Annotated in this window: 20 protein-coding genes and 1 pseudogene; 10 read left to right on the plus strand and 11 right to left on the minus strand. The window is 65.6% G+C overall.

All coding sequences use genetic code 11. The features are described 5' to 3' along the window. The first annotated feature begins 2 nt into the window (after nucleotides 1–2). Genes F7O44_RS17405 through F7O44_RS17420 form a run of 4 tightly spaced genes read left to right on the plus strand, consistent with a single transcriptional unit; the run spans nucleotide 3 to nucleotide 5,126 of the window. On the plus strand, nucleotides 3–1,502 hold the full coding sequence (locus tag F7O44_RS17405) for a sugar ABC transporter ATP-binding protein (RefSeq protein WP_162451562.1): 1,500 nt from the start codon (nucleotides 3–5) through the stop codon (nucleotides 1,500–1,502). Next, entirely contained in the window at nucleotides 1,499–2,569 is a 1,071-nt protein-coding gene (locus tag F7O44_RS17410) for an ABC transporter permease (RefSeq protein WP_162451563.1), read from the plus strand. The genes F7O44_RS17405 and F7O44_RS17410 overlap by 4 nt, the downstream gene beginning before the upstream one ends. Beyond that, complete coding sequence (locus F7O44_RS17415; protein WP_162451564.1) at nucleotides 2,566–3,627, plus strand: ABC transporter permease; 1,062 nt, start codon at nucleotides 2,566–2,568, stop codon at nucleotides 3,625–3,627. The genes F7O44_RS17410 and F7O44_RS17415 overlap by 4 nt, the downstream gene beginning before the upstream one ends. Continuing rightward, nucleotides 3,576–5,126 (plus strand): FGGY-family carbohydrate kinase, encoded by a 1,551-nt coding sequence (locus F7O44_RS17420; protein ID WP_162451565.1) that lies wholly within the window; start codon nucleotides 3,576–3,578, stop codon nucleotides 5,124–5,126. Before F7O44_RS17415 ends, F7O44_RS17420 begins: the two co-directional genes overlap by 52 nt. Before the next feature lie 53 nt (nucleotides 5,127–5,179). Here the strand turns inward: F7O44_RS17420 and F7O44_RS17425 are convergent, their stop codons facing one another. The 4 genes from F7O44_RS17425 to F7O44_RS17440 form a co-directional block, all read right to left on the minus strand. Further along, nucleotides 5,180–7,780, minus strand: coding sequence for a glycoside hydrolase family 78 protein (locus F7O44_RS17425; RefSeq protein WP_162451566.1), 2,601 nt, complete (start codon nucleotides 7,778–7,780; stop codon nucleotides 5,180–5,182). Then, nucleotides 7,777–8,682, minus strand: a complete 906-nt coding sequence (locus F7O44_RS17430) for a carbohydrate ABC transporter permease (protein ID WP_162451567.1) — start codon at nucleotides 8,680–8,682, stop codon at nucleotides 7,777–7,779. Before F7O44_RS17430 ends, F7O44_RS17425 begins: the two co-directional genes overlap by 4 nt. A gap of 5 nt (nucleotides 8,683–8,687) precedes the next feature. Then, on the minus strand, nucleotides 8,688–9,572 hold the full coding sequence (locus F7O44_RS17435; RefSeq protein WP_162451568.1) for a carbohydrate ABC transporter permease: 885 nt from the start codon (nucleotides 9,570–9,572) through the stop codon (nucleotides 8,688–8,690). 64 nt (nucleotides 9,573–9,636) lie between these two features. Beyond that, the gene (locus F7O44_RS17440) at nucleotides 9,637–10,926 is read right to left on the minus strand and encodes an ABC transporter substrate-binding protein (protein WP_174255954.1); all 1,290 of its coding nucleotides are present in this window, start codon (nucleotides 10,924–10,926) and stop codon (nucleotides 9,637–9,639) included. A 93-nt stretch (nucleotides 10,927–11,019) separates the two neighbouring features. Between F7O44_RS17440 and F7O44_RS17445 the strand changes: the two genes are divergently transcribed. Both F7O44_RS17445 and F7O44_RS17450 read left to right on the plus strand, forming a co-directional pair. After that, on the plus strand, nucleotides 11,020–12,069 hold the full coding sequence (locus F7O44_RS17445; protein ID WP_162451570.1) for a LacI family DNA-binding transcriptional regulator: 1,050 nt from the start codon (nucleotides 11,020–11,022) through the stop codon (nucleotides 12,067–12,069). Nucleotides 12,070–12,148: 79 nt separating this feature from the next. Then, nucleotides 12,149–12,952, plus strand: coding sequence for an aminotransferase class IV family protein (locus F7O44_RS17450; RefSeq protein WP_162451571.1), 804 nt, complete (start codon nucleotides 12,149–12,151; stop codon nucleotides 12,950–12,952). Here the strand turns inward: F7O44_RS17450 and F7O44_RS17455 are convergent. Further along, the gene (locus F7O44_RS17455) at nucleotides 12,944–14,344 is read right to left on the minus strand and encodes an MFS transporter (protein WP_162451572.1); all 1,401 of its coding nucleotides are present in this window, start codon (nucleotides 14,342–14,344) and stop codon (nucleotides 12,944–12,946) included. The two genes, F7O44_RS17450 and F7O44_RS17455, sit on opposite strands and share 9 nt — an antisense overlap. Nucleotides 14,345–14,436: 92 nt before the next feature. On the opposite strand from F7O44_RS17455, the gene F7O44_RS17460 reads away from it, so the two are divergent. From F7O44_RS17460 to F7O44_RS17470, 3 genes and pseudogenes are all read left to right on the plus strand, one after another. Next, the gene (locus F7O44_RS17460; protein ID WP_162451573.1) at nucleotides 14,437–15,051 is read left to right on the plus strand and encodes a TetR/AcrR family transcriptional regulator; all 615 of its coding nucleotides are present in this window, start codon (nucleotides 14,437–14,439) and stop codon (nucleotides 15,049–15,051) included. Between the two features lie 66 nt (nucleotides 15,052–15,117). Next, the gene (locus F7O44_RS17465; RefSeq protein ID WP_162451574.1) at nucleotides 15,118–15,966 is read left to right on the plus strand and encodes an alpha/beta hydrolase-fold protein; all 849 of its coding nucleotides are present in this window, start codon (nucleotides 15,118–15,120) and stop codon (nucleotides 15,964–15,966) included. A 776-nt stretch (nucleotides 15,967–16,742) separates the two neighbouring features. Beyond that, nucleotides 16,743–17,651: pseudogene (locus tag F7O44_RS17470) on the plus strand (phosphotransferase enzyme family protein); the annotation flags it as partial. Between the two features lie 138 nt (nucleotides 17,652–17,789). On the opposite strand, the gene F7O44_RS17475 reads toward F7O44_RS17470, so the two are convergent. The 6 genes from F7O44_RS17475 to F7O44_RS17505 form a co-directional block, all read right to left on the minus strand. Then, nucleotides 17,790–18,002, minus strand: coding sequence for a hypothetical protein (locus F7O44_RS17475; RefSeq protein WP_162451576.1), 213 nt, complete (start codon nucleotides 18,000–18,002; stop codon nucleotides 17,790–17,792). A gap of 260 nt (nucleotides 18,003–18,262) precedes the next feature. Next, nucleotides 18,263–18,514 carry a type II toxin-antitoxin system RelE/ParE family toxin gene (locus F7O44_RS17480; protein ID WP_162451577.1) on the minus strand — a complete coding sequence of 84 codons (252 nt, stop codon included), beginning with the start codon at nucleotides 18,512–18,514 and terminating at the stop codon, nucleotides 18,263–18,265. Then, the gene (locus F7O44_RS17485) at nucleotides 18,511–18,783 is read right to left on the minus strand and encodes a type II toxin-antitoxin system Phd/YefM family antitoxin (RefSeq protein WP_162451578.1); all 273 of its coding nucleotides are present in this window, start codon (nucleotides 18,781–18,783) and stop codon (nucleotides 18,511–18,513) included. The genes F7O44_RS17480 and F7O44_RS17485 overlap by 4 nt, the downstream gene beginning before the upstream one ends. 290 nt (nucleotides 18,784–19,073) lie before the next feature. Further along, a complete protein-coding gene (locus F7O44_RS17490; RefSeq protein ID WP_162451579.1) occupies nucleotides 19,074–19,409 on the minus strand; it encodes a hypothetical protein in 336 nt (111 codons plus the stop codon). Nucleotides 19,410–20,190: 781 nt separating this feature from the next. Beyond that, nucleotides 20,191–20,613, minus strand: coding sequence for a PIN domain-containing protein (locus F7O44_RS17500; protein WP_162451580.1), 423 nt, complete (start codon nucleotides 20,611–20,613; stop codon nucleotides 20,191–20,193). Beyond that, nucleotides 20,604–20,810, minus strand: a complete 207-nt coding sequence (locus tag F7O44_RS17505; RefSeq protein ID WP_162451581.1) for a type II toxin-antitoxin system VapB family antitoxin — start codon at nucleotides 20,808–20,810, stop codon at nucleotides 20,604–20,606. Before F7O44_RS17505 ends, F7O44_RS17500 begins: the two co-directional genes overlap by 10 nt. 580 nt (nucleotides 20,811–21,390) lie before the next feature. Between F7O44_RS17505 and F7O44_RS17510 the strand changes: the two genes are divergently transcribed. Continuing rightward, entirely contained in the window at nucleotides 21,391–21,912 is a 522-nt protein-coding gene (locus F7O44_RS17510) for a helix-turn-helix domain-containing protein (protein ID WP_162451582.1), read from the plus strand. Nucleotide 21,913: the final 1 nt, after the last annotated feature.

Consider the following 21,913-nt stretch of genomic DNA (forward strand, 5'->3'; position numbering starts at 1 on the left):
TGATGAGCGAGACGGTTCCCCTGGTCGAAGCCAGGAACATCACGAAGCGGTTCGGCGGCGTGCTCGCGCTGGACGACGCGTCGATCTCGTTCAACTCCGGCGAGGTCCACTGCATCGCCGGTGAGAATGGATGCGGGAAGTCCACGTTGATGAAGGTGATCAGCGGGGCCCACCGGCCGACCTCCGGCGAGGTGGTGGTCGACGGCGCGACGTATCCGCACCTGAACCCGCGGCAGGCGTTCTCGCTCGGCCTGGACGTCATCTATCAGGACTTCTCGCTCATGCCGAACCTCACCGCGGCGGAGAACATCGCCCTGCCCAACCTGGTCGCGGCCGGCTCGGCGGTGTACCGGGGGCGGCACGCGCTTGAGGTGGCCGAGCGTGCCGTCGCGCGGCTGGGCGTGGATCTGGAGCTCGATACCCCCGTGGGTGACCTCTCGGTGGCTGAGCGTCAGCTGTGCGCCATTGCGCGAGCTCTCGCCCACGACGCCCGCTTCATCGGGATGGACGAGCCGACCACGGCGCTGACCTGGAAGGAGGTCGACGCGCTCTTCGAGACGGTCGACGGGTTGCGCCGCGACGGCGTGTCGGTCGTCTTCATCAGCCACAAGATGCAGGAGGTCTTCAGCGTCAGTGACCGGGTCAGCGTGATGCGCAACGGACGCGTGGTTGAGTCCGGGCGCCCGGGGGAGTTCACCCATGCCTCGCTCGCCGAGACGATGACCGGTCGAAAGACATCGGCCACCGACCGGCCGCACCGGGCTGTCAGCCACGACCCGCCGGCGCTGTCCGTCACCGGGTTGGGACGCGATCCACTGTTCGCCGACGTGTCGTTCAGCGTTGGACAGGGCGAGATCGTCGGACTGGCCGGCCTGCTCGGCTCCGGGCGCACCGAGATCGCCGAGGCCATCGCCGGGATCAAGGCGGCCACCGCCGGCACCATCGAGGTGCTCGGGACGCCGGTCCGGGTCCGGTCCCTGCCGGAGGCCGTCGCCGCGGGAATCGGCTACGTGCCGGAGGACCGCCTCACCCAGGGGCTGTTTCTCGACCAGCCCATCGGCGACAACATCGCCGTCACCCACCTTGACCACCATGCCGGTCGCGGTGTCGGATTCCTCAACTCCGGCCGGCTACGCACCACCGTGCGCGACGCCATCCGCGACCTCCGGATCAAGATGGGCTCCGCCGACGATCCCGTGCGCAGTCTCTCCGGTGGCAACGCCCAGCGGGTGCTGCTGAGCAAATGGCTGATCGGTGAGCCCAAGGTGCTGATCCTCAACGGCCCGACCGTGGGCGTGGACGTAGGCAGCAAGTTCGACATCCTGGCTGTGCTCACCGCACAGAGCCTGCAGGGGCTCGGCGTGTTGATCATCAGCGACGACGTGCCCGAGCTGATCTCCATGTGCCACCGCGTGCTGGTGGTGCACAGCGGGCGGCTGATGACCGAACTGTCTGGAGATCAGCTCACCGAGGATGGGCTCCTGGAGGCGATCGCCGCATGAAACTTGCTGCCCGCTCCGGCGCCCGGCGCCTGCCCTTGAGCTATCGTCTCCTGGCCAACCAGGAGATCCTGCTGGTTGGCCTGATTCTCCTGCTGCTGGCGGCGATCATCATCGCCGTTCCGGGCTTCTTCCACGTAGAGACCCTGTTCAACGTGCTTCGGGGCTCGATGGTCTCGATCCTGTTCGCCCTGGGAGTGCTGCTCGTCCTGATCAGCGGGGGCATCGACGTCTCGTTCCTGGCCATAGGGATCTTCTCCGCCTACCTGACGGTGCAGCTGATACCCGACGACGGCCCGCTGTGGGCGACGATCCTGCCATTTGCCCTGGCCGGGGCCATCGGCCTGATGCTCGGCCTGGTGAACGCTGCCGTGGTGCTCGGCGCCAAGGTCTCGACGCTGATCGCCACCTTGGCCACCGGAGCGATCTACACCGGAATCATGTTCGCCTACATCGGTGGGCGGGTCATCCCGACGCTGCCCGAACCGTTGCGCGAACTCGGTCAGCTCAACCTGTTCACCGCGCCCGGCGCGGCGCGGGGCACCACCAGACTGAACATCTTGATCCTGCTCGTCGCCGTCATCTGTGTGCTGGTCTGGGGGTTTCTCACCTTCACCATCGCCGGGCGCAGCGTGTACAGCGTGGGTGGCGACCCGCTGGCCGCCGAACGGGCCGCGATCTCGGTGCCGCGGACCCGGACGCTGGTCTTCGCCATGTCCGGCGCGTTGTACGGCGTCGCCGGAATGACGCATGTGACGTTGTCCGGGCGGGCCGACCCCACCACGTTCAGCGGAGCCGAACTCAACATCCTGGCGGCCGTGGTGCTCGGCGGTGCGCTGATCACGGGCGGCAGAGGCACGGTGCGTGGCACGGTGCTCGGCGTGCTGCTGATCGGACTGATCAGCACGTCGCTGGTCCCACTGGGTGTGCCGTCGATATGGCAGCAAGCCACCGTCGGCGTGTTGCTGATCATCGGTGTGACCCTGCAGACCGTCACGGCGTCGCGCAAACCCGACCGGTCCATCCTCGCCGCGCCCGCGGCACGTGAGAAGGAGGTCTTGCCGGCATGACCACACCTTCGGCGGGTACAGCCCGGTCCTGGCTCGACATCGTCAAGCTGCTCGGCACCAGAGGCAGCTTCCTGCGCCTGCTGGCGGTGTCAGCACTCATCGTCCTCGTCTTCGGCGCGCTCAACCCGAGCGTCTACCTCAGCGGGAGCAACCTTCAGTACATCGCGCTGGCGACACCGGAGCTGGCCATCTTGAGCCTGGCGATCGCCATCGCGATGCTCACGGCCGGGATCGACCTGTCAGTGGTGGGCATCGCCAACCTGTCGGCCATCGTGGCGGCACAGGTGCTCGTCGCATCCGACGGTTCACCGACCTGGCTGTTGCTCGGGTGCGCCGCCGGGCTCGCTACCGCGCTTGCTTGCGGCCTGGTCAACGGCGTGCTGGTGGCTCAGTTCAACGTGCCGCCGATCCTCGCCACACTCGGTACGTCCCAGCTCTTCCTGGGGCTGGCCCTGGTGATTTCGGGCGGGACCGTGATCAAGGGGCTGCCGTCATCCTTCACCGATCTAGCGCTGGTGACGGTCGCCGGTATCCCGCTGATCTTCCTGATCATGCTGCTCCTGGCTGGGGCTGTCGCGGTGCTTGTCTCGCGAACGGCGCTCGGTTTCCGGATGCGGATGGTCGGGGCCAACCCGGTGGCGGCCGACTATTCGGGCATCCGGCGCCGGCGGGTACTCGTCCAGGCGTACGTCATCAGCGGCGCGCTCGCGGGCGTGGCCGGACTGATCATCTCCGCCCGGGCATCAGGCGCGAACTCGCAGTACGGCCTGAGCTACATCTTGCTCGCGATCGTTGTCGCCGTGCTCGCCGGCGTGAACCCGGAGGGCGGGTACATCACCGTGTTCGGCGTGGTGATCGCGGCCCTGGCCATGCAGTTCCTGGCCACCGGCCTGCTCAGTCAGGGAGTCAGCTCGCACCTGGTGAACGTGGCCCAAGGGATGTTGCTGATCATGATGATGCTCTTGAGCACCCGGATCGTTCCGTGGTGGTCAGATCGTAGAAACAAATGGCGCCGGCAGGCGCCGGTGCCGAAAGACAGGGCGGAGGTCGCAGCGTGACGACAGCGGTGCAGGAGCCGGCGGTGATCGGCGTCGACATCGGCACAGGCAGCACCAAGGGGGTGCTGGCCACCCCAACCGGCGAGATCGTCGCGACGACCCGGCGCGCACACCGGATGTCGCTGCCCCGGCCCGGCTGGGCCGAGATGGATGCCGAGCGGGACTTCTGGGACGGCTTCACCGAAGTCACCCGGGAGCTGATGGCCAGCGCCGGCAGCCGCGAGATAGCCGGGGTGTGCGTGTCCGGTATCGGTCCATGTGTCCTGCGCGTGGACGGCTCCGGCGCGCCACGGCACGCCGCCATCCTGTACGGGATCGACATGCGCGCCACGGCCGAGATCGCCGAGATGACCGAGCGGCTGGGCGCCGACGCCATTCTGAAACGCTGCGGGAAGGACCTCTCCACCCAGGCTGCCGGTCCCAAGCTGTTGTGGCTGCAGCGGAACATGCCCGACGCGTGGGATCCGGCCGATCACTGGCACAGCTCACACACCTACGTCGTGGAGCGCCTGGCCGGTGAGTGGATCATGGATCACCAGACCGCCAGTCAGTGCGACCCCCTGTATGACGTCGAGGCCCAGGCGTGGGCCGACGACTGGGCAGAGCAGTTCTTCCCGGGGATGTCCTTGCCGCGGCTGGTGTGGCCCGCTGAGCAGGTGGGCGCCGTGCTGCCGGATGCGGCGGCGGCCACCGGCCTGCCCAGGGGCACGCCGGTGATGGCCGGCACCATCGACGCGTGGGCGGAGGCGTACAGCGCGGGGGTGCGCCGCCCCGGCGACCTGATGCTCATGTACGGCTCGACGATGTTCATGGTGCAGGTGGTGCCGGCGTTCACCGTGGCAGGTGGGTTGTGGACCACGTCCGGCGTCGAGCCCGGCTCACACACGCTGGCCGCGGGGATGGCGACGTCCGGATCGCTCACCGGCTGGGTTCAGGAACTCACCGGTGGAGCGTCGTTCGGCGAACTGGTCGAGGAGGCCAGTGCGGTGCCACCGGGCAGCGACGGGCTCGTCGTGCTGCCCTACTTCGCCGGCGAGCGCTCGCCCATCTTCGATCCTCAGGCTCGTGGTGTCCTTGCCGGGCTCACCCTGCGGCACCAGCGCGGTCACCTCTTCCGCGCGGTCTACGAAGGCATCGCCTACGGCATCCGGCAGATCATCGACGCGCTCGACTCCGCCGCGGGCCCACCGCTGCGAGTCGTCGCGGTCGGCGGCGGCACCCAGGGCGGACTGTGGACGCGGATCGTCAGCGACGTCACCGGGCTCGCCCAGCACGTTCCGGCCGAGACCATCGGCGCCAGCTACGGCGCCGGTCTGATGGCAGCGGTCGGCACCGGCCTGGTCCCACCGGAGACGGACTGGGCACGTACGGTCGAGATCGTCGAACCGGATCCCGGTACCCGGCGGGTTTACGCCGAGACGTACCGGACCTATACCGAGCTCTACCCGGCCACCCGCGATCAGGTCCACACGCTGGCGCGGCTTCAGGGTCAGGAATGAGCCGGGCACACCGGCAGCGTCGGCGGCTTGGGTGTGCGACTGGACGCGGATGCTCAGGTGTCTCCATCGCCAGGTGCGCTCGAGCGAAAGGTGTGTGTCCCGGGGCCGATCTCGACGGCGGGGCGGCCCAGTATCTCGACGAGGCCGGTTGTCCCCGTAGGCAGCTCGACGGTGAGATGGAACATGCCGGATTCGATGCGCCAGTGTGAATGGATCGGGCCGTAGGGCGACTCGTAGCTGGCCTTCGCGTATGTCAGTCCGCCGCCCGGCTTGGGCGCGAACCGGACCCGCCGGTAGCCCGGAGCCATCGGCGCGATCCCACCGATGTCACGGTGCATCCAGTCGGCGACCGCGCCCAGCGCGTAATGGTTGAACGACGTCATGTCCCCGGGGTTGACCGAGCCGTCCGGCAGCATGCTGTCCCAGCGCTCCCAGATGGTCGTCGCCCCCTGACGCACCATGTACAACCACGACGGGCACTCCTCTTCGAGCAGGAGATCGTACGCGACGTCGACGTGACCGGTGCTGGACAGCGCATCCGTGATCAGCGGAGTGCCGGCGAATCCCGTCGCGATCCGGTTTCCCGCCTTACGTACGAGTTCGGCGAGACGTGTCCCAGCGCAAGTCCGCTGTTCGTCGTCCAACAGGTCGAAGACGATGGCCAGGGCGTAAGCCGTCTGGGCATCGCTTCGCATCAGACCGTCGTCGGTTATGTATTCGCCGACGAACGCCTCTTTCGCCTGGTCGGCGATGTCCGCGTAATACCGCTCGTCGTCTGATCGGCCGAGAACTCGGGCGGTCGCGGCCAGATGGCGGGCCGACCACGCGAAGTACGCGGTGGCGACGAGGTACTTGTCGGTCTGGGCAGCGGCGGGGTCGTCGGGCGGGGCGGCTGGGTCGAGCCAGTCGCCGAGCTGGAGCCCGCTGTCCCAGAGCCGATCCGGACCTGCCAGCCGGACAACGAGATCTACCCAGGCCTTCGCGGAACGGTACTGCCGGGCCAGGATGTCCCGGTCGCCAAATCGTTGGTACAGCACCCAGGGGGTCAGGACGGCGGCGTCTCCCCAGACGGCCGCAGGCCGGGGCGGCGTCCACATCGGGCCGCCCGGGATGGTCGGCACGAACCAGGGGACCGTTCCGTCGTCGAGTTGCTCATTGTCCAGATCCACCAGCCAGGAGGTCAGGAAACCCGCGCAATGGTAGAGGAAGGACGCCGTGGGGGCGAAGACCTGGATGTCGCCGGTCCAGCCGAGCCGTTCGTCGCGCTGGGGACAGTCGGTGGGGATGTCCACGAAGTTGCCGCGCATGCTCCACAACACGTTGTTGTGCAGGCGGTTCAGCAGCGGGTTCGACGTCTCGAGCCAGCCGGTGCGTTCCATATCGGTGTGGTAGACACGTGCGACGACGTCATCCTCGCCCACCCCGCCGGGCCAGCCCTCGATCTCGGCATAGCGGAACCCGTGCAGCGTGAACCGGGGCTCCCACACCCGGGGTCCGGCACCGTCGAGAACGAGTGTGTCGACCGACGGCGCCAGCCGCAACGTGCGGGTGTGGAGTTCACCGTCTTGGAGCACTTCGGCGTGGCGCACCGTGACGACGTGACCGGCGGGCCCGTCGACCCGCAGCCGCAGCCGCCCGACGATGTTCTGCCCGAAGTCGAGCCGGATCGTGCCGTCCGGCAGCACCGTGGTGCCGGTGGGTGTGAGTTCCCCGGTGCACCGGACCGGCGGCAGTTCGGGCGCGACGAGCGTTTCCGGGGCGCGGTGCGCGACGCTGACCGGCGCCCATGTCGTGTCGTCGAAGCCGGGACTCGACCAGCCGGGTATCTCGTCCCGGGTGTCGTATCGCTCGCCGTCGTACAGGCCGCTGAGCTGAATCGGGCCGAATGATGCCCGCCACGTCTCGTCGGTGGCGATCGTGTCGCGGGTTCCGTCCGCATAGACGATCTCGAGCTGCGCCAAGAAGGAGAGATCGTGGCCGTAGATGTCGTGGTGTCCGCCGTTGAAGCCGAGGCGTCCCCGATACCAGCCGTCGCCCAGCCAAGCCCCGATCGTGTTCTCGCCCTCGCGCAGCGCCGAGGTGACATCGTAGGTGCGGTATCGCAGCCGGTGGCTGTATGTGGTCCACCCGGGTGCGAGAATCTCGTCGCCGATTCGCCTGCCGTTGACCTCGGCTTCGAAGACACCGTGTGCCGTGGCGTAGAGGCGCGCTCGAAGGATCTGATCTCCGACCCTGAAGTCACGCCGGACCAGGCCCGGGCGGCGATCAGTGCCCGGGGTCTCTGCCCAGCCCGGACCGACGGGCCGCGCGGACCAGTCATCGGGTGAGAGCAGACCCGCTTCGACGGTCGCCGGATCGCTCCAGCCGGAGCGGGCGCCATGAGAGCCGAAGACCCGCACCCGGACCTCGGCGACATCCCGTGAGGCCAGCGGTTCGCCGGGCCACGGAACGAGCACCTGTTCGGATGATTCCACGTGATATGAGACTGGTGCGTCGCTGTTTCGTTTGATCTCGATCTCGTAGCTCGTTTGCCGCCATTGGCGCTCAGCCCGCACTTTCCAGCTGAGCCGGGGCCGGGCCGCACCTACTCCGAGTGCTTCACTGAGATGTTCGAACTGGATGGGACTGACGATCGGAGCGTTCAGTTTCGTCATCCTTTCACCGACCCGGCCGTCAGACCTTTCTGGACTTTCTGATTCAACACGAGGTAGATCACCAGCATTCCGAAGATGTTCAACGATATTGCCGCGAAAAGCGGTCCGTACTGAGTGGTGCCGTATTGGCCGCTGAAGTTCAATAGACCTACCTGAATAGTGCGCAACGAGCCGGAGTTGGTGAATGTCAGGGCGATGAGTAAGTCATTCCAGAAAAAGAAGAACTGCACCAGTCCAACCGTGAACAGTGCGTTGCGCATCATCGGCAGACCGATCGAGAAGAACGACCGCACGATGCCGGCGCCGTCGATCGTCGAGGCCTCGAAGACCTCGCGGGGAACCGCCCGGTAGAACGTGGCCATGAGGAACACGGTGAGCGGCAGTCCGGTGGCGGTGTAGGTGATGATCAGCGGCCATAAGGTACCGGTCAGGCCGGTCTGGAAGTACACCGTGAACAAGGGCAGCAGGATCATCTGGATCGGCACCATGATCCCGACCAGGAAGATCAGTAGGACCGCATTACGGCCTTTCCAGACCAGTACCTCCAACGCGAAACCGGCAGCGGTGCCGAGCAGGAGCATCACCAGCAATGCCGGCCCCACCGCGGTGACACTGTTGAGGAAGTACTGTGAGAAGTTTCCCGTGGTCCATGCCTCGACGTAGTTGTCGAAGTTCCACTGCTCCGGCAGGGCGACCACCGAGTTCTCCAGGAACTCCCGCTGGGTCTTGAACGAGCCGAGAAGCAACCAGACCATGGGATAGCAGACGACTACGAGGAGCAGCGTGACCAGCAGGTGCGCAGGCCACCGCTTGAATCGCTGTCGCCATCGTCGAGCGCCGCGCCGCTGCTGGCGGCCGCCGCCGACCCGGCCGTGGGTTGTGTGGAGCTCAACCGTGGTCATAGTGGTCACCCCTTGGTGAGGTCGCGCCGGGAGGCCCGGAAGATGAACACGGTCACGATGAGGCAGAGCAAGGTCAGCAGGAACGCGATCGAGCTGCCGTAGCCGTATTGGCCGTAGGCGAACGACGTCTGGAACATGTGAATAGTGAGGGGTGTGGTGGCGGTTCCGGGACCACCGCCGGTCAGCGCCAGGATGCTGTCGAACACCTTCAGGGTTCCGTTGATGCTGAAGATGATCGCGGACACAAGGACCGGAAGCGACAGGGGCAACACGATGTGCCGGACCAATTTCCAGCCGCGGGTGCCGTCGACTCGCGCTGATTCGAGTACTTCTTCGGGGATGTCGACGAGACCGGCGTACAGCAACACGCCGTAAAAGCCCATCGATCGCCAGATATCCATGATCGCGATGACGAGAAACGAGGTGCCGCCGCTTCCGAACCAGTCGACGGATTCGATTCCGAAGACGTTGAGGAACGAGTTGACCAGCCCATCACGCGGTGCGATGGCGAACATCTGCTGGAAGAGCAGCGCCACGGCCACCGTCGGCAGGACAATGGGGAAGAACACGAGCGTGCGGACCACGCTCGAATACCGTCGCAGTACGAAGACGTACAGCAAGGCCAGCCCGTAGCCGAGAAGGACCTGGCCGACGGTGATGACCGCGGCGTAGCGCAGGGTGAATCCCAATGCCTCGCGGACCTTGCGGTCGCCGGCGAGCTGCGTGAGATTGTCCATGCCGACGAAGCTGAATCCGGTGACCGCATTGCCCTCGAACGCCGTGTAGCCCAGCGACCAGATGATCGGAACCAGCATGACGAGCGTGTAGACGAGCAGCGCCGGTCCGACGAGGATGGCGACGGATCGCTTATCGCCGAGTACGTGTTCCATCTGCCCTCCTCATGGACAGCGCTGCAGCGCTGGGCGCTGCTTTGGCAGGGGACAAGGACGCGCTTCAGTCAAGGTCGTCCTGCACCAGTCGCATGAACTCTTCGGCTGAGATCGATCCGGTCACCAGCGGCGCCGCGTTTGTCTGGCTGGTGATGGTGGCTTCGGTGCTGAAGAGTGCTTCGAACCAGAGCACTGTCTCGTCGGTCGCCTCGATCTGTTCCTGGACCTGTTGAGCAAGCGGCGGGACGTCGTCCACCGGCGTGTTCACCGCGAACCCGGAGATACGGCTGCGCTCCTCCAGCGCGGTGCTGCCGTAGTTCTCGGCGATGCAGGACAGCCACGCGCTCGCGTCGTCGTCGTACTTCCGGTCGTTCATGGTGAGCGGCAACCCCACGTTGGCGGCTAGCTGGCCGCTGTGGCCGGCACCGCCCGCCACATCCGGGAACGGCATGAACGCGATGTTCTCCGCACCGATCGCGTTGCGCTCCTCGTCGGCGAAATCACTCAGTGCCCAGCTGCCCATGTAGTACATGGCGGCGTTGCCGTTCAGGAACTCGTTGGTCGAGGTGTCCATGTCGATCGATCCCACGCCGCGGCCGAAGTATCCGGCTTCGCCGAGATCGGCGACAGCTTGTGCTGCCTCGACGTACTCCGGGTCGGTGAGTTCGGCTTCTCCGTCGGCGACCCGCTGTAAGGCGTCCGGGCCGATGCTGCGGAAGATGTAGTTGCCGATCAGCCGGGTGATGGGCCAGCCTTGGTCGCCGCTGGCCGAGAACGGAACGACACCGGCCTCGGCGAATGTCTTCGCCGCGGCTACGAGATCGTCCCAGGTTGCCGGTACGGACACGCCGTGTTCGTCGAAGAGGGCTGTGTTGTACCAGATGCCTTCGATGTTGTATTCCAGCGGAAGCGCGTTGAACCCGCCGTAGAGCGCCTCGATGGTGGAGACGGCCGCGGGCTGGATGTGCTCGATTGCGTCCAGCTCACTCAGCGCTTGTTCGAAGTCCAGCACATGCCCGGACTCGGCCAGGGTTTGCGTCAGCGCTGGAGCATTGCCCGCCGCGTACAGCACGGGGAGACCGTCCTGGCCCGCCAGGAGTTGCAGCTGCTGATCGAGGTTGGTTTGGGGCACCGTTTCAACGGTTACCGGGGCCGCCTCGCTCTCCGCGGCGCACGCTCCGCCGGCGAGAGTCTCCAGCACAGCGGGTACGTCGGTGTTCTCGACGTGGATGAGAACATCGAACTCACCACTGCCGCCGGTCGCGCCGTCGCCGCCCCCGCAGGCGGCGATCAAGGCCATCGACAATCCTGCCACTCCGGCGCTGGTGCGCGCCGTCCTTCGGGAGCGAGCCATCATTCCTCCTTGAATGGGTTCAATTTGAAGCGCTTCAAATCTAGGGCCATGTGTGCCTCACCGCAACCCTCCCGAGAGGTATCGTGCTAAACGATGTCGACCGATACCGCACCTGAGCCCGCGCGACGTGATCGCGCCAACCCCGTGATGGAGGACGTCGCGCGGCATGCCGGTGTCTCGCTCGGGACGGTGTCGAACGTGCTCAACAACCCGGGGATCGTGACCGCCAAGACACGTGAGCGGGTGAACGCGGCCATTGCCGAGCTGGGGTTCATCCCGAACCGGATAGCCCGTTCTCTCGCCGTCGGTCACGCGAACACCATCGGATTCGTCACGGTTGACCTCGCCAACTCTTACTTCGTCGACATTGCGCGCGGAGTCGAAGAGGTGATGGATCAGTCCGGTGTGCGGATCCTCCTCGCGAACAGCGATGTCGACCTCGCCAAACAGAGCACCTACATCGAGCTGTTCGAGGAATCGCGGGTTTCCGGCATCCTGCTGGCGCCGCTCGACGCACCGATGACGCGGGCCGAGGCGGCGCGGCAGCGGGGCACGCCCGTGGTGTATGTCAACTGGCCAGGCGTGGACGGTGAGAGCTGCGGCGTCGTCGTCAACGAAGAACTCGGCGGGTATACGGCGACCCGGCACCTGATCGACATCGGCTGCCGGCGGTTGCTCTTCGCCGGTGGGCCGCTGACGTTGAGCGCCGTCGCTGAGCGGCTGTCCGGCGCGCGTCGTGCGGTGGCCGAACAAGCCGGCGTGGTCGAGCTTGAACTGCTTGAGACGGACAAACTCACGGTGAAGCGCGGGCTGGACGTCGGGCGGGGCATCGCGGCCCGGGCGCCTGGCGACCGGCCTGACGGGCTCGTTTCGGCGGCCGACGCTCTGGCCTCCGGCGCTGTGCAGGCGATGATGTACGAAGGAATGGAGATGCCGGGCGATATCGCCGTCATCGGCTACGACAACAACCATTTCGCTGCCGACCACGTTGTACCTATCTCGACGGTTGGGCAGCCCGGCGTCGACATGGGGCGGGCGGCCGCCAGGCTCCTCCTGGAGGAGATCTCCGGCGCGTCTCATCAGCACCGGACCATCACCATGGACCCGGAGCTCATCGTCCGGGCCAGCACCGCTGGTAGGTGAGCCGGCGCATGTGTGTGCGATTTCGGGCGTCGGCTCAGGAGCCCATGAAACGACATTTCGCAGGTGCTTGGAGCGGTAGATGACGTCATATGTCGTGCATCGAAACGGCCAGGAAGCTAGCGCGGCCGAACTGGCGCCGCTTGCGTTCGCCGGGTATGCCCATTTCACTGCCATGCAGGTGCGCGGCGGTCACATACGGGGCCTGGACCTCCATTTGGAGCGGCTGCGACATGCCTCAATGGAGATGTTCGGTCAGGTTCTCTCCGACGATTGGGTGCGGTCCTGCCTAAGGCGGGCGTTGCAGGCGGGACCGGCCGATCTTTCTCTGACGGCCACGGTGTACTCATCGGCCGGTGAGTTGACTGCCCGCGAGGCGGACGCCGGGCTCGACCTGCTGATCCGCACCCGCCCGGCCGCCTCTGGTCCGGAAGGACCGCTGACGCTCGCGGCGGTGGAGTACGAACGTGTGCTCCCGGATGTCAAGCACGTCGGAGAGGTGGCCAAAGCCTACTTTCGCCGCCGAGCTGTGCAGCAGGGTTTCAACGACGCCGCGTTCGTCGACCGCCATGGCCGCCTCGGCGAGGGAACCATCTGGAACCTGGCTTTCTGGGACGGCTCGACGGTGATCTGGCCGGCGGCCGACATGCTGGTTGGAACCACGATGGGCATTGTCCGCCGTCAGCTGGACCGTCTCGACGTTCCCCAGCGTGTCCAAGAGGTCACGGTGGCCGACCTGCCGGGGTTGTCCGGTGGTGTGGTCATGAACTCTTGGACACCTGGTGTGCCGGTGCATCGAATCGGCTCGGTGCCGCTGCCCGGTGCGCAGTCCTTCGTCGAACTGCTGCACCGGGCTTACCAGGCCGAACCGCTGGTGTCACCGTGAGGCTGAACCGTCGTGAGCCGGTCTCGGCGGGGTCAGCTTGACGGCAACCACAGCGGCCACGGCCGCGGCGATCGCGGCGACGACGAAGCCGTTGGTGAAGCCGTCGAGTGTGTTGTCCACGAGGCTGACGGCGGCCACACTGGAGATGATGGCTGCGCCGCTGGCGGCGCCGAACTCGTGGAATGTGCTGACGATGCCGGATGCGATGCCTGCTTCGTGCGGGGCCACCTGACCCAGGGCGGTCGCCGATGCCACCACGAAGATCGCGCCGGTGCCGGAGGCGGCGATCGACACCCCGACCGCCACGGTGGCCGGGTGTAGCGACAGCGCCGGGATGGCCATCCCGGCCGCCGCGACCAGCAGGCCGACGACGCCCAGCGTGCGGGTACCGAGGCGTGCGATGCTCCGGCCGGTGAGGTTGGCTCCGGCCATTGTCGCCAGGGCGACGGGGAGGAACAGCAGGCCGGTCTGCATCGCGCCGTACCCGCGAGCGTGCTGGAAGTAGAACGTTCCGAGGAAGAACACGGCGATCATCAGCGCGGTTGCCAGGAAGATCAGGAATGTGCCGGTTGCCACCGGGCGCCGGGCGAGCAGCCTGACGTCCATCAGGGGCGAGGTGGCCCGCTTCTGCCAGGTCACAAACGCCAGGTACCCCACGGCCGCGAGCGCGACGAGCCACCCGGTGGTGGCTGTGAGCCAGCCGTTCTCGCCCGCGGCGATGAACGCATAGATCAACGTGCCTGACGCTGCGGTGACCAGTAGCGCACCAAGGATGTCCAACCGGGCGCGAGGCGCGGCGGGGACCTGTCGCGGAAGCATGCGGGCGAGGGCGCCAACGATCACCAATCCGATGGGAATGTTGATGAAGAAGACCCAAGGCCAACCCGGGCCAGCGGTCAGAACGCCGCCGACCAGCACACCGAGTGCCGCGCCGCCACCTCCGAGTGCGGACCATATTCCGAGTGCGCGATTGCGCTCGTCGTTGTGAAACAGGGTGACGACCAGTGATAGCGCTGACGGTGACAGTAGCGCCGCCCCGACTCCCTGAGCGATACGTGCGCCGATGAGCATGCTGGGGGAATCGGCGAGCCCCGCTACCAGCGACGCCGCGGTGAACACCAGCAGTCCGGTGAGCACTACCCGCTTGGCTCCGACGAGGTCGGCCAGCCGCCCGCCCAGCAGCATCAAACCACCGAACGTCAGCGCGTACACGCTCACGGTCCAGGTCAGCGCCTCGCGAGTCAGACCCAGATCCATCTCCATGTGCGGCAACGCGATCGCCACCACGGTGATGTCCAGGATCAGCATTAACTGAGCGACCCCGAGGAATCCCAGAATGTGCCAGCGCAGGGGGTGAGGCGCGCGTGCCTCGACTGCCTGGTCTTGCTTCATGATCGGCCTCCCGCCGTAACTCGTATCTCGATGTACGAGTTAAGAACTGGGAGTCTAACTCGTGTATTCCCGTACGAGTTACAGTTGGTGACATGCCGTCTGCCGAACCACGCCCGCGTCGTCGCGCCGACGCTGAACGCAGCATCGCCCGCGTCGTCGCGGCGGCGCGCACGTGCCTCAGCCAGGACCCGGACGCGACCATTGACGACATCGCCAAGGCCGCGGGTGTGGGGCGAATGACGCTGTACGGCCATTTCCCGACCCGCGCCGCATTGGTCGAGGCGGCACTCGTCGAGGCCCTGCGTGCCGGCGAGGAGACTCTGTCCGCCGTCGATCTCAGCGGCGATCCGCGTGACGCGCTGGCGCGGCTGCTCGAATCCAGCTGGTCTCTCGTCGCCGAGTCCGCGGCATTGCTTCAAGCGGCGCAGGGAGTCCTGCCCGCAGGGCGGCTCCGCGAGCTGCATGCTGCCCCGGCCGAGCGCGTCCAGCAACTCATCCGCCGGGGCCAGGAGGAGAAGGTCTTCCGCACCGACCTGCCGATGTCCTGGCTGGTCAGCGCCGTGCACCATCTCCTGCATGCCGCCTCGGAGGAGGAGAGCAGCGGCCGTCTCGACGGCGCCGACGTGGCCTATGTCGTCACGGCTTCGGTTCAGTCGCTGCTGAACGTACCTTCATCCGGGGTCGTCCCTGCAGTGGGAGCCGAGTGACCTAGGCTGCGCCGGCGCCGCGAAAGTCGATTGCTCGGCAATTCGGTAGTCCGTACCCTGACGCCCGTGACCACGCAGGTGCCCTATCGCCCGATCCCGGTGGATCAGTCGGATGTTCGATACGCCCACGGCCCGGATTCGGTGGTGCAGCCGGGTGTGCCTGCTGGCGAGACGGTCGAGTTCCATTGGACAGACAGCACGACCTATCCGGGCACCACGCGCAAGTTCTGGGCCCACGTGCCGGCATCCTACGATCCGGCGGAGCCGGCCGCGCTGATGGTGTTCCAGGACGGCCGGTTGTACCTCGACCCCGACGGGGAGGTCCGCGGCGGCATCGTCCTGGACAATCTCATCCACCGCGGTGACATCCCGGTCATGATCGGCCTATTCGTCGATCCCGGCGTGTATGACGATGTCGCGGATGCTCAGCGGCGGAAGAACCGCAACGTTGAGTACGACGCCTTCGATGACCGCTACGTCGGCTTCCTGCTCAGTGAGATCATCCCGCAGGTCATGGAACGCTACTCGGTGACCGAGGACCCTGACCGGTGGGGCATCTGCGGCGGCAGCAGCGGCGGCAACTGCGCATTCACGGCCGCATGGTTGCGCCCGGACAGATTCCGCCGGGTCATCGGCTTCCTGTCCAGCTTCGTGCAGATGCCGCAAGGTAATCCGTACCCGGACTTGATTCCCAAGACTGCGCGCAAGCCGCTTCGCATCTTCTTGCAGGCCGGCCACCGTGACCTGGGCTGGAATAAACCGGAGTGGAATTGGCTGGCGAACAACCTGCGGGTGGCCGCGGCACTCGCCGAAGCGGGTTATGACTTCCGTCTCGTCTTGGGCGATGGTGGCCACAGCCCGAATCACGGTGGCGTGCTGCTGCCCGACGCGCTCCGCTGGCTGTGGCGCGCGTAGCGCGAGATCTCAACTAGAAATTGTCTTTGAAGGGCAGGTCTCGGGCGGACACTACTTGGACCTGTGCCCAACGGGACTTCAATACCGCCAGGTTGAAGAAACCCGCGAGAACAGCCGCGAATCAGGTCTGACGGTATTGAAGTCAAGTTTTCACGCCGCGGACGTCTCAGCACCCTCAAACAGTCGGGCGTCTCCATCGGCCACCCGGCTCGTAATTCGAGTTGTCACGTTGGCGCGAAGCGCGTCATACCAGAGACACATACCGCCCGGCCCCCTCGTGGGCCGGGTCTACTCATTCTGGTGGCAACCCCTGTCGGCGGGTGATCTGGTGCCTACCCGGAGAAACCCCTAGCCGCACAGACGGCTCGACTGAACGTGGCTATCGTGCCGTGCTTGATCACCGGCCCGAATCCCGCGGACCGGACCGCCACGGGCAGGCCTCATCGGGGCGTAACCCGGTAGTGTCTCCAACTCGATGTATCGATCCCTAGGTCGCCTCAGTTCGGTTGCGCCTGACTCATGCTTCGCGGTCGCATGATCGACAAAACACGGATGGGCCGGTCGGCAAATCTGGGGTTCGGCAGCCCGTGGAGATGCCGCGACCTTGGCCGACAATGTGGGCTACCGGGGAGTCAAGTTGCCCTGGCTTCGGGATGACCGTGAGGATAAGGCTGTGAGCGGGGTACGAGCGGTGGCGACCGCGGACTGGCTGGATTTCGTCCGCCGGGAGTACCCATTGGCCGAGGTGAGCTTCGTGCGCGACCTCGGCGGGAACTTCAACCCTGAATATGCAGGTCTCTGCCGCCCAAGGTGCCTTCGTCGTCCGGGTCTCACCAGAGTGGGTCGATGTGGACCGGCTTACGGCAGTGCAGGCGGTGCGTGAGCATCTCCGCGGCCAGGGCTGGCCCATTCCCCAGACGATTCGTACTCGATCGGACAGGGGCCTGGCTCCATGGCGCGGCCGCCTCGTGGAGGTCGAGCGGTACGTCGAGCCACGCGGCACGAGCATGACCACTTGGCCTGCGATCAACGCTGGCATCCGGTGGCTCGCGCGGCTCCATGAAGACCTTCGCGCCGTGTCTGCCTCGCCGGCAGCGGCCAATCCTCCGATGGCGAATCATCTCGAAGCCGATGCTGTAGTTGCACCCATGATCGCCGGCATCGGCGCCTGGAACCTCTCCCCGGAGGAGGCGAGTTACCTCAAGGCCGCCGAGCGGCTAGCCGTGACACTCACCGAAGAGTCCCGAGGCTTTGAGCTGCCCCGCCAGTTGGTCCACGGCGACTTCTGGGCCGGCAACGTCTACATCTCTGGCAACCAGCTCACCTTGCTCCTCGACATGGACTTCCTCGGTGAACGCCCGCGGGTCGACGACTTGGCCGTCACCCTGTTCTTCATCAACGAACACATTGGTCGCGACGACACCTCTCAGGCTCGCATCGCCACGCTGCGCAACCTGGTCGACTTCTACGACGCCGCCGTCACCGTGCCGCTCAGCCCGACCGAACGCGCTGCCCTTCCCTACGCGATCCTTCGGACGCCTCTGACATTCCTGCGCGACCTCGCCTACCTGGGCCCGTCCAGCCGCCTGGAACTGACCACACTCCGCGGCCCGGAGTACGAATGGGCTCTGAACCTACTCGAGACCCCTGGATGGCGAACCGCGTTCTGCGATCCACATTCATAAAGAGGCTGATGAGGTTGCGAGAATCGTTGGATTCCAGGTCCAGGTAGGTGGCCATTAGGTAGGTCGGCATACTGCTCAATGAGGCTGGCCATGCCGACTCCTCAGTGCGACCGCGCTCGGGGGCCATGTCGCAGCCGATCACTTGAACTGGCCGAACCCTTCGGCGAGGTGCTCTTCGCTGTTTGCCCCGACGGCGGTGCCGTCTCCGCCCGTGCTTCCGAACCACGCCGGTGGCCAAGGCCGGTTTCGGCTTGCACGCAGGCACTCACGCATCTCCGCGAGCGCACGCGGTACCTGCTCATCGGGAAGCTCCGCGACCAGCCGAGCCAACTCCTCGCGTTCTCCGCTCACGCGGGCAGCTTACCGGGAACAGGAGTGGTGGATCGTGACTTGTTCCGTCCTTCGACGGAGGAGGCCTGTGATACTCCGCGCGGACTCGGAGGCAGGGAGGATCTCTGCGTGAAAACTGGCACAGAACCGCCTTCAATTTTGGGGCATCGGCTCCTCGCATACCGTGATCGCCGGCGTCAGGAGCGGCGTGCTCGGCGGCGAGTCGGCGGATACGGCGGCCTGGTCCTGCTCGCCAGAGATGGTCTCGTGGGCGCAGGGCGCTAGCGGTAAGCGTCGCTACGTTTCGCGACGGTGAAGATTGTCACGGTTCGTTCAGCGTCGTTGATCTCGTACACGATGCGGTACTGCCCGAATCGGATGCGCCAATCGTGGTCGCTGCCTGCGAGCTTCTTCGCGCCGTGCGGGCGCGGTTCCGTTGTCAGGTCGATGATCCTAAGTAGCGCGGTCTCGAAGGCATCGCGTGGTAGGCGTTGGAGCTGCTTCAGAACGTCGGGGTGGAACTGAATTTTCACGAGGCTATGACCTCATCGGCACTGACGCCGAGGGCCTCCATCATCTCGGACAATGGCACGGCGGCGAAGCCCTCGGCGCGGAGTCCCCGAAGGCGCAAGGCGTCGGCGACGTCTGCGTGTTCGTGTAGGCGTTCGTAGTCCGCCATCGAGACGATGACGGCCACCTCAGAGCCGCTGTCGGTGATGATGGCTTCTTCGCCGGACGTGGCGACTTCACGGACGATCGAGCCGAGCTGGTTACGCAGGTCACGTAAGCTGTGTGTACTCATGTTCAACATGTTACACTCGTGGTCTGGCGCGGACAACAGGGCGTGTGATCATCATCGTGAAATCGGAAGTCGAGCCTGGGCTGAGCAGGGCCGCGAACTGATCGCCGGAGTCGGCGATGACGCGTACGGGGTGGTCCATCCAGATCTGGCCGTGATGGGTTTCGTATCGGGTTCTCAGTGAGGCTGGCTGGAAGAGTTGATCGGTCATCGGGGGCCGGGGCCTGGCGACCAGAGCCCTTGCTCAAGGGCCACAAAGAAGGTGAGGGGGGCTTGTCGGTGCGGAGTGGCGGTCAGACGCTGGCCCGCATGGTGGTTAGCCACCTCTCACGGCGCTGTCCCTTCGCCGGGATCAGTCTGCTGGATTCGTCCGGATAGGAGACGGCGAAGGCATGAATGATCAGTTTGTCGTCGGCGATGACGTGACGGCGCCCGTGCGCTCGCATGACTCTAGTCATCAGTTCGAAGGTGTCGAGATACTCGTCGTGGTCGGCGTACAGCATGCGAGCGCACGAGAGTCCGACCTGCTCGGCAATATCACGAAAGAGCGGGGCGTTCGGAATCAACGCGCAGCATGGGTGAAGACGGTTGAGGTAGATGCCGGTGTTGTCGCTCAGCTCGCCGGGCATCGGAGTTTCACCATCCCATGACATGCGGGGACCGACGCCGAATGCATCCGGATGGGCTGCCAACACCTTGAGCAGTGCTGCCACAGTGCTCTTGCCGCAGCTGCTGGAGCCAGCCTGCGTGAGCTGATGCGACGGCTCGGTCATTCCAGCGCGAGGGCGCTGATCTACTAACACGCCACCAGCGACCGGGACCGCGCCATCGCGGCCGGTCTGGACACGCTGATCGCAGGTCTCAAGGCCGTTGAGACAGGCAACGATGACGAAGGTCCGCCGCTCGTCGCCGCTCGTCGGCGCTCGATCGGGCACGTAACAGGCACGAAGGGCTGAGAGGAGGTGAGACGATGAAGGCCCAGATCAGCGGAAACTACCATCTGACCTGGGCCTTAGCGCGTGGAGCGGGTGACCGGGATTGAACCGGCACAACCAGCTTGGAAGAACGGCGCCAAGCCAGGTGCTGGGCCGTTGACCAGTGCGAACGGTGACCGTGGTTGTCCGATCAGGCTTCTGATTGGCTGGGCCTTATCGCACGCGAATCGCACGACGCAGGAGACTCCTGGACACGTTCCTCTAAGCGGCCGTGCCCCGTTGTTGTTCGATGCGTTCGGCGATCCAGATCTTGATGATGGACTGGCGGGCGACGCCCGGTCGTCGTGCTCCAGGTCCCGGGAGGGGATCATCCAGGTGGGGACGTCGACATTGACGCGGCGTTGGCCTTTGCTGCGGTGGCGAGCCTTCGATGGGCACCGCCTGTCGACTAGTGGCGCTGGTCTGGCTGAGTGGGTCAGGCTACCGAACCAGCCGAGACAACCCACTCTGTCGGCTGCCCAGTGACCTCGGCGATCAGGTCGTAGTCAGCGTCGTAGTGCAAGACGGCGGCGTCGTTGACGTCGGCGCACGCGGCGATGGTGAGGTCGGCTAGTGAGACTCCACGATGCTGGCTTCTGCTGGCTAGCTGCCGCTGAGCTCCGAGTGCGCGCGTCATGACCTCGTGCGTCATTGGCAGCTCAGTGAAACCGCTGACCAGAGCAGCTCGACGGGAATCGTAGTCTTTGGCCGAGGTGGCACTTCTGAGCACCTCGAGATCGACAATGGCGCAGCGGTACAGGGGGCGCAAGACTCCCAGCTCTTCGACACGCTCGCCGACCTCAGGCGTGGCCAAGCGGTGTATGACGGAGGTGTCGAGCAGATATCCCGTCAGCGCCACGCTTCATCCGCCTGACGGTCAAGCTCGGCAGGTGTCATGTCCGACTCGGCGATAAGGTCGCCCAGCCGACGACGTGCGTGCTTGGCCGTCGTCGCTCTCAACGCGGCTTCGACCGTGGCGCGTTTCGTCGTTGTGCCGAGGATCTCTCCGGCCTGCGCCAGTAGGTCGTCGTCGATGTCAATCTGAGTCTTAGACATTCGGATACCCCTTCGCATAGATCTCAGCAAGTGTATCTCACACTATGTATCACGCGCGAGGGGCGGTGCCGGTGGCGGCATCTTGTGCGGCTTCGGGGGCAGCGCTGGCGACCCAGAACCCCCTTCGCGGTTGCGATGGTGCCGCAACGCCTCAATGTAGCCACGAAGCGCGGTGGCGTTCTCGGGCCGGTGTCCAGTGAAGATGATCTTGTTCGACCCAGGCCACACCTCGGCCGAGTCGTCGGCGGAGCTGCTGGGCGACCGTCGACTTTCCTGCGCCGGAGTTGCCGCGCAAGATCACCAACCGAGTGTCTCTACTGCCGACCACGCTGCGACAGGCTACCGTCCGGAGGTCGATGAGCCCGAAGTCTGCCGTCCCCGGCGCGGATGCTGATGAGAATCGCTTAAGCGACCTCGGTTGATGATGGATGAAGCTTGCGCTCGGTGAGCGCTGGGGACCTGCTCGTCGGGGATTCATCCGCGAGCCGAGCCACTCCTCGCGGTAATTTGAGAAGGGGATGCAAGAACAACGCCCGGGATGATGCCTAGTTGTTGCGATTTTTTCGTTTTGCTCGGCAGGATGGCTGCTATCAACACGGATGTACAGGACAGCGCCCGCTACGACGAGCTTATTGTGCTTCCGCCTAGCGATATGGCGGCAATGGTGCGGCTTGCCAGCCTGTTGAAGCGGCACAGCGAGCCCCCGGGGCTGGTCGGGCCTGACGGTGAGCAGGTGCCGCTTCCGCTGGAGGTGTACGAAGTGCTTGTGCAGGTCGTCGCTGCGATGAAGGCGGGTAAGGCCATCGCGGTGGCGCCGTTGGAGCAGCGGCTGACAACCCAGCAGGCAGCGGATCTCCTGGGGACCAGTCGTCCGACGCTGGTGAAGTTGCTTGACGAGCACGAGATCCCATACGAGCAACCTGGCCGGCACCGCCGGGTTCGCCTGAGCGATGTCCTTGCATACCGTGATCGTCGGCGTCAGGAACGGCGGGCTCGGCTTGATGATATGACTCGCCAGGCTGTTGAGGACGGGTTGTACGACGCTTCGTCCGAGGCGTACACGCAGGCGTTGCGCAAGGCTCGCGGGAAGCCGGCAGTTTGAC

The sequence above is a fragment of the Phytoactinopolyspora mesophila genome (assembly GCF_010122465.1).
Classification (GTDB): Bacteria; Actinomycetota; Actinomycetes; order Jiangellales; family Jiangellaceae; genus Phytoactinopolyspora; species Phytoactinopolyspora mesophila.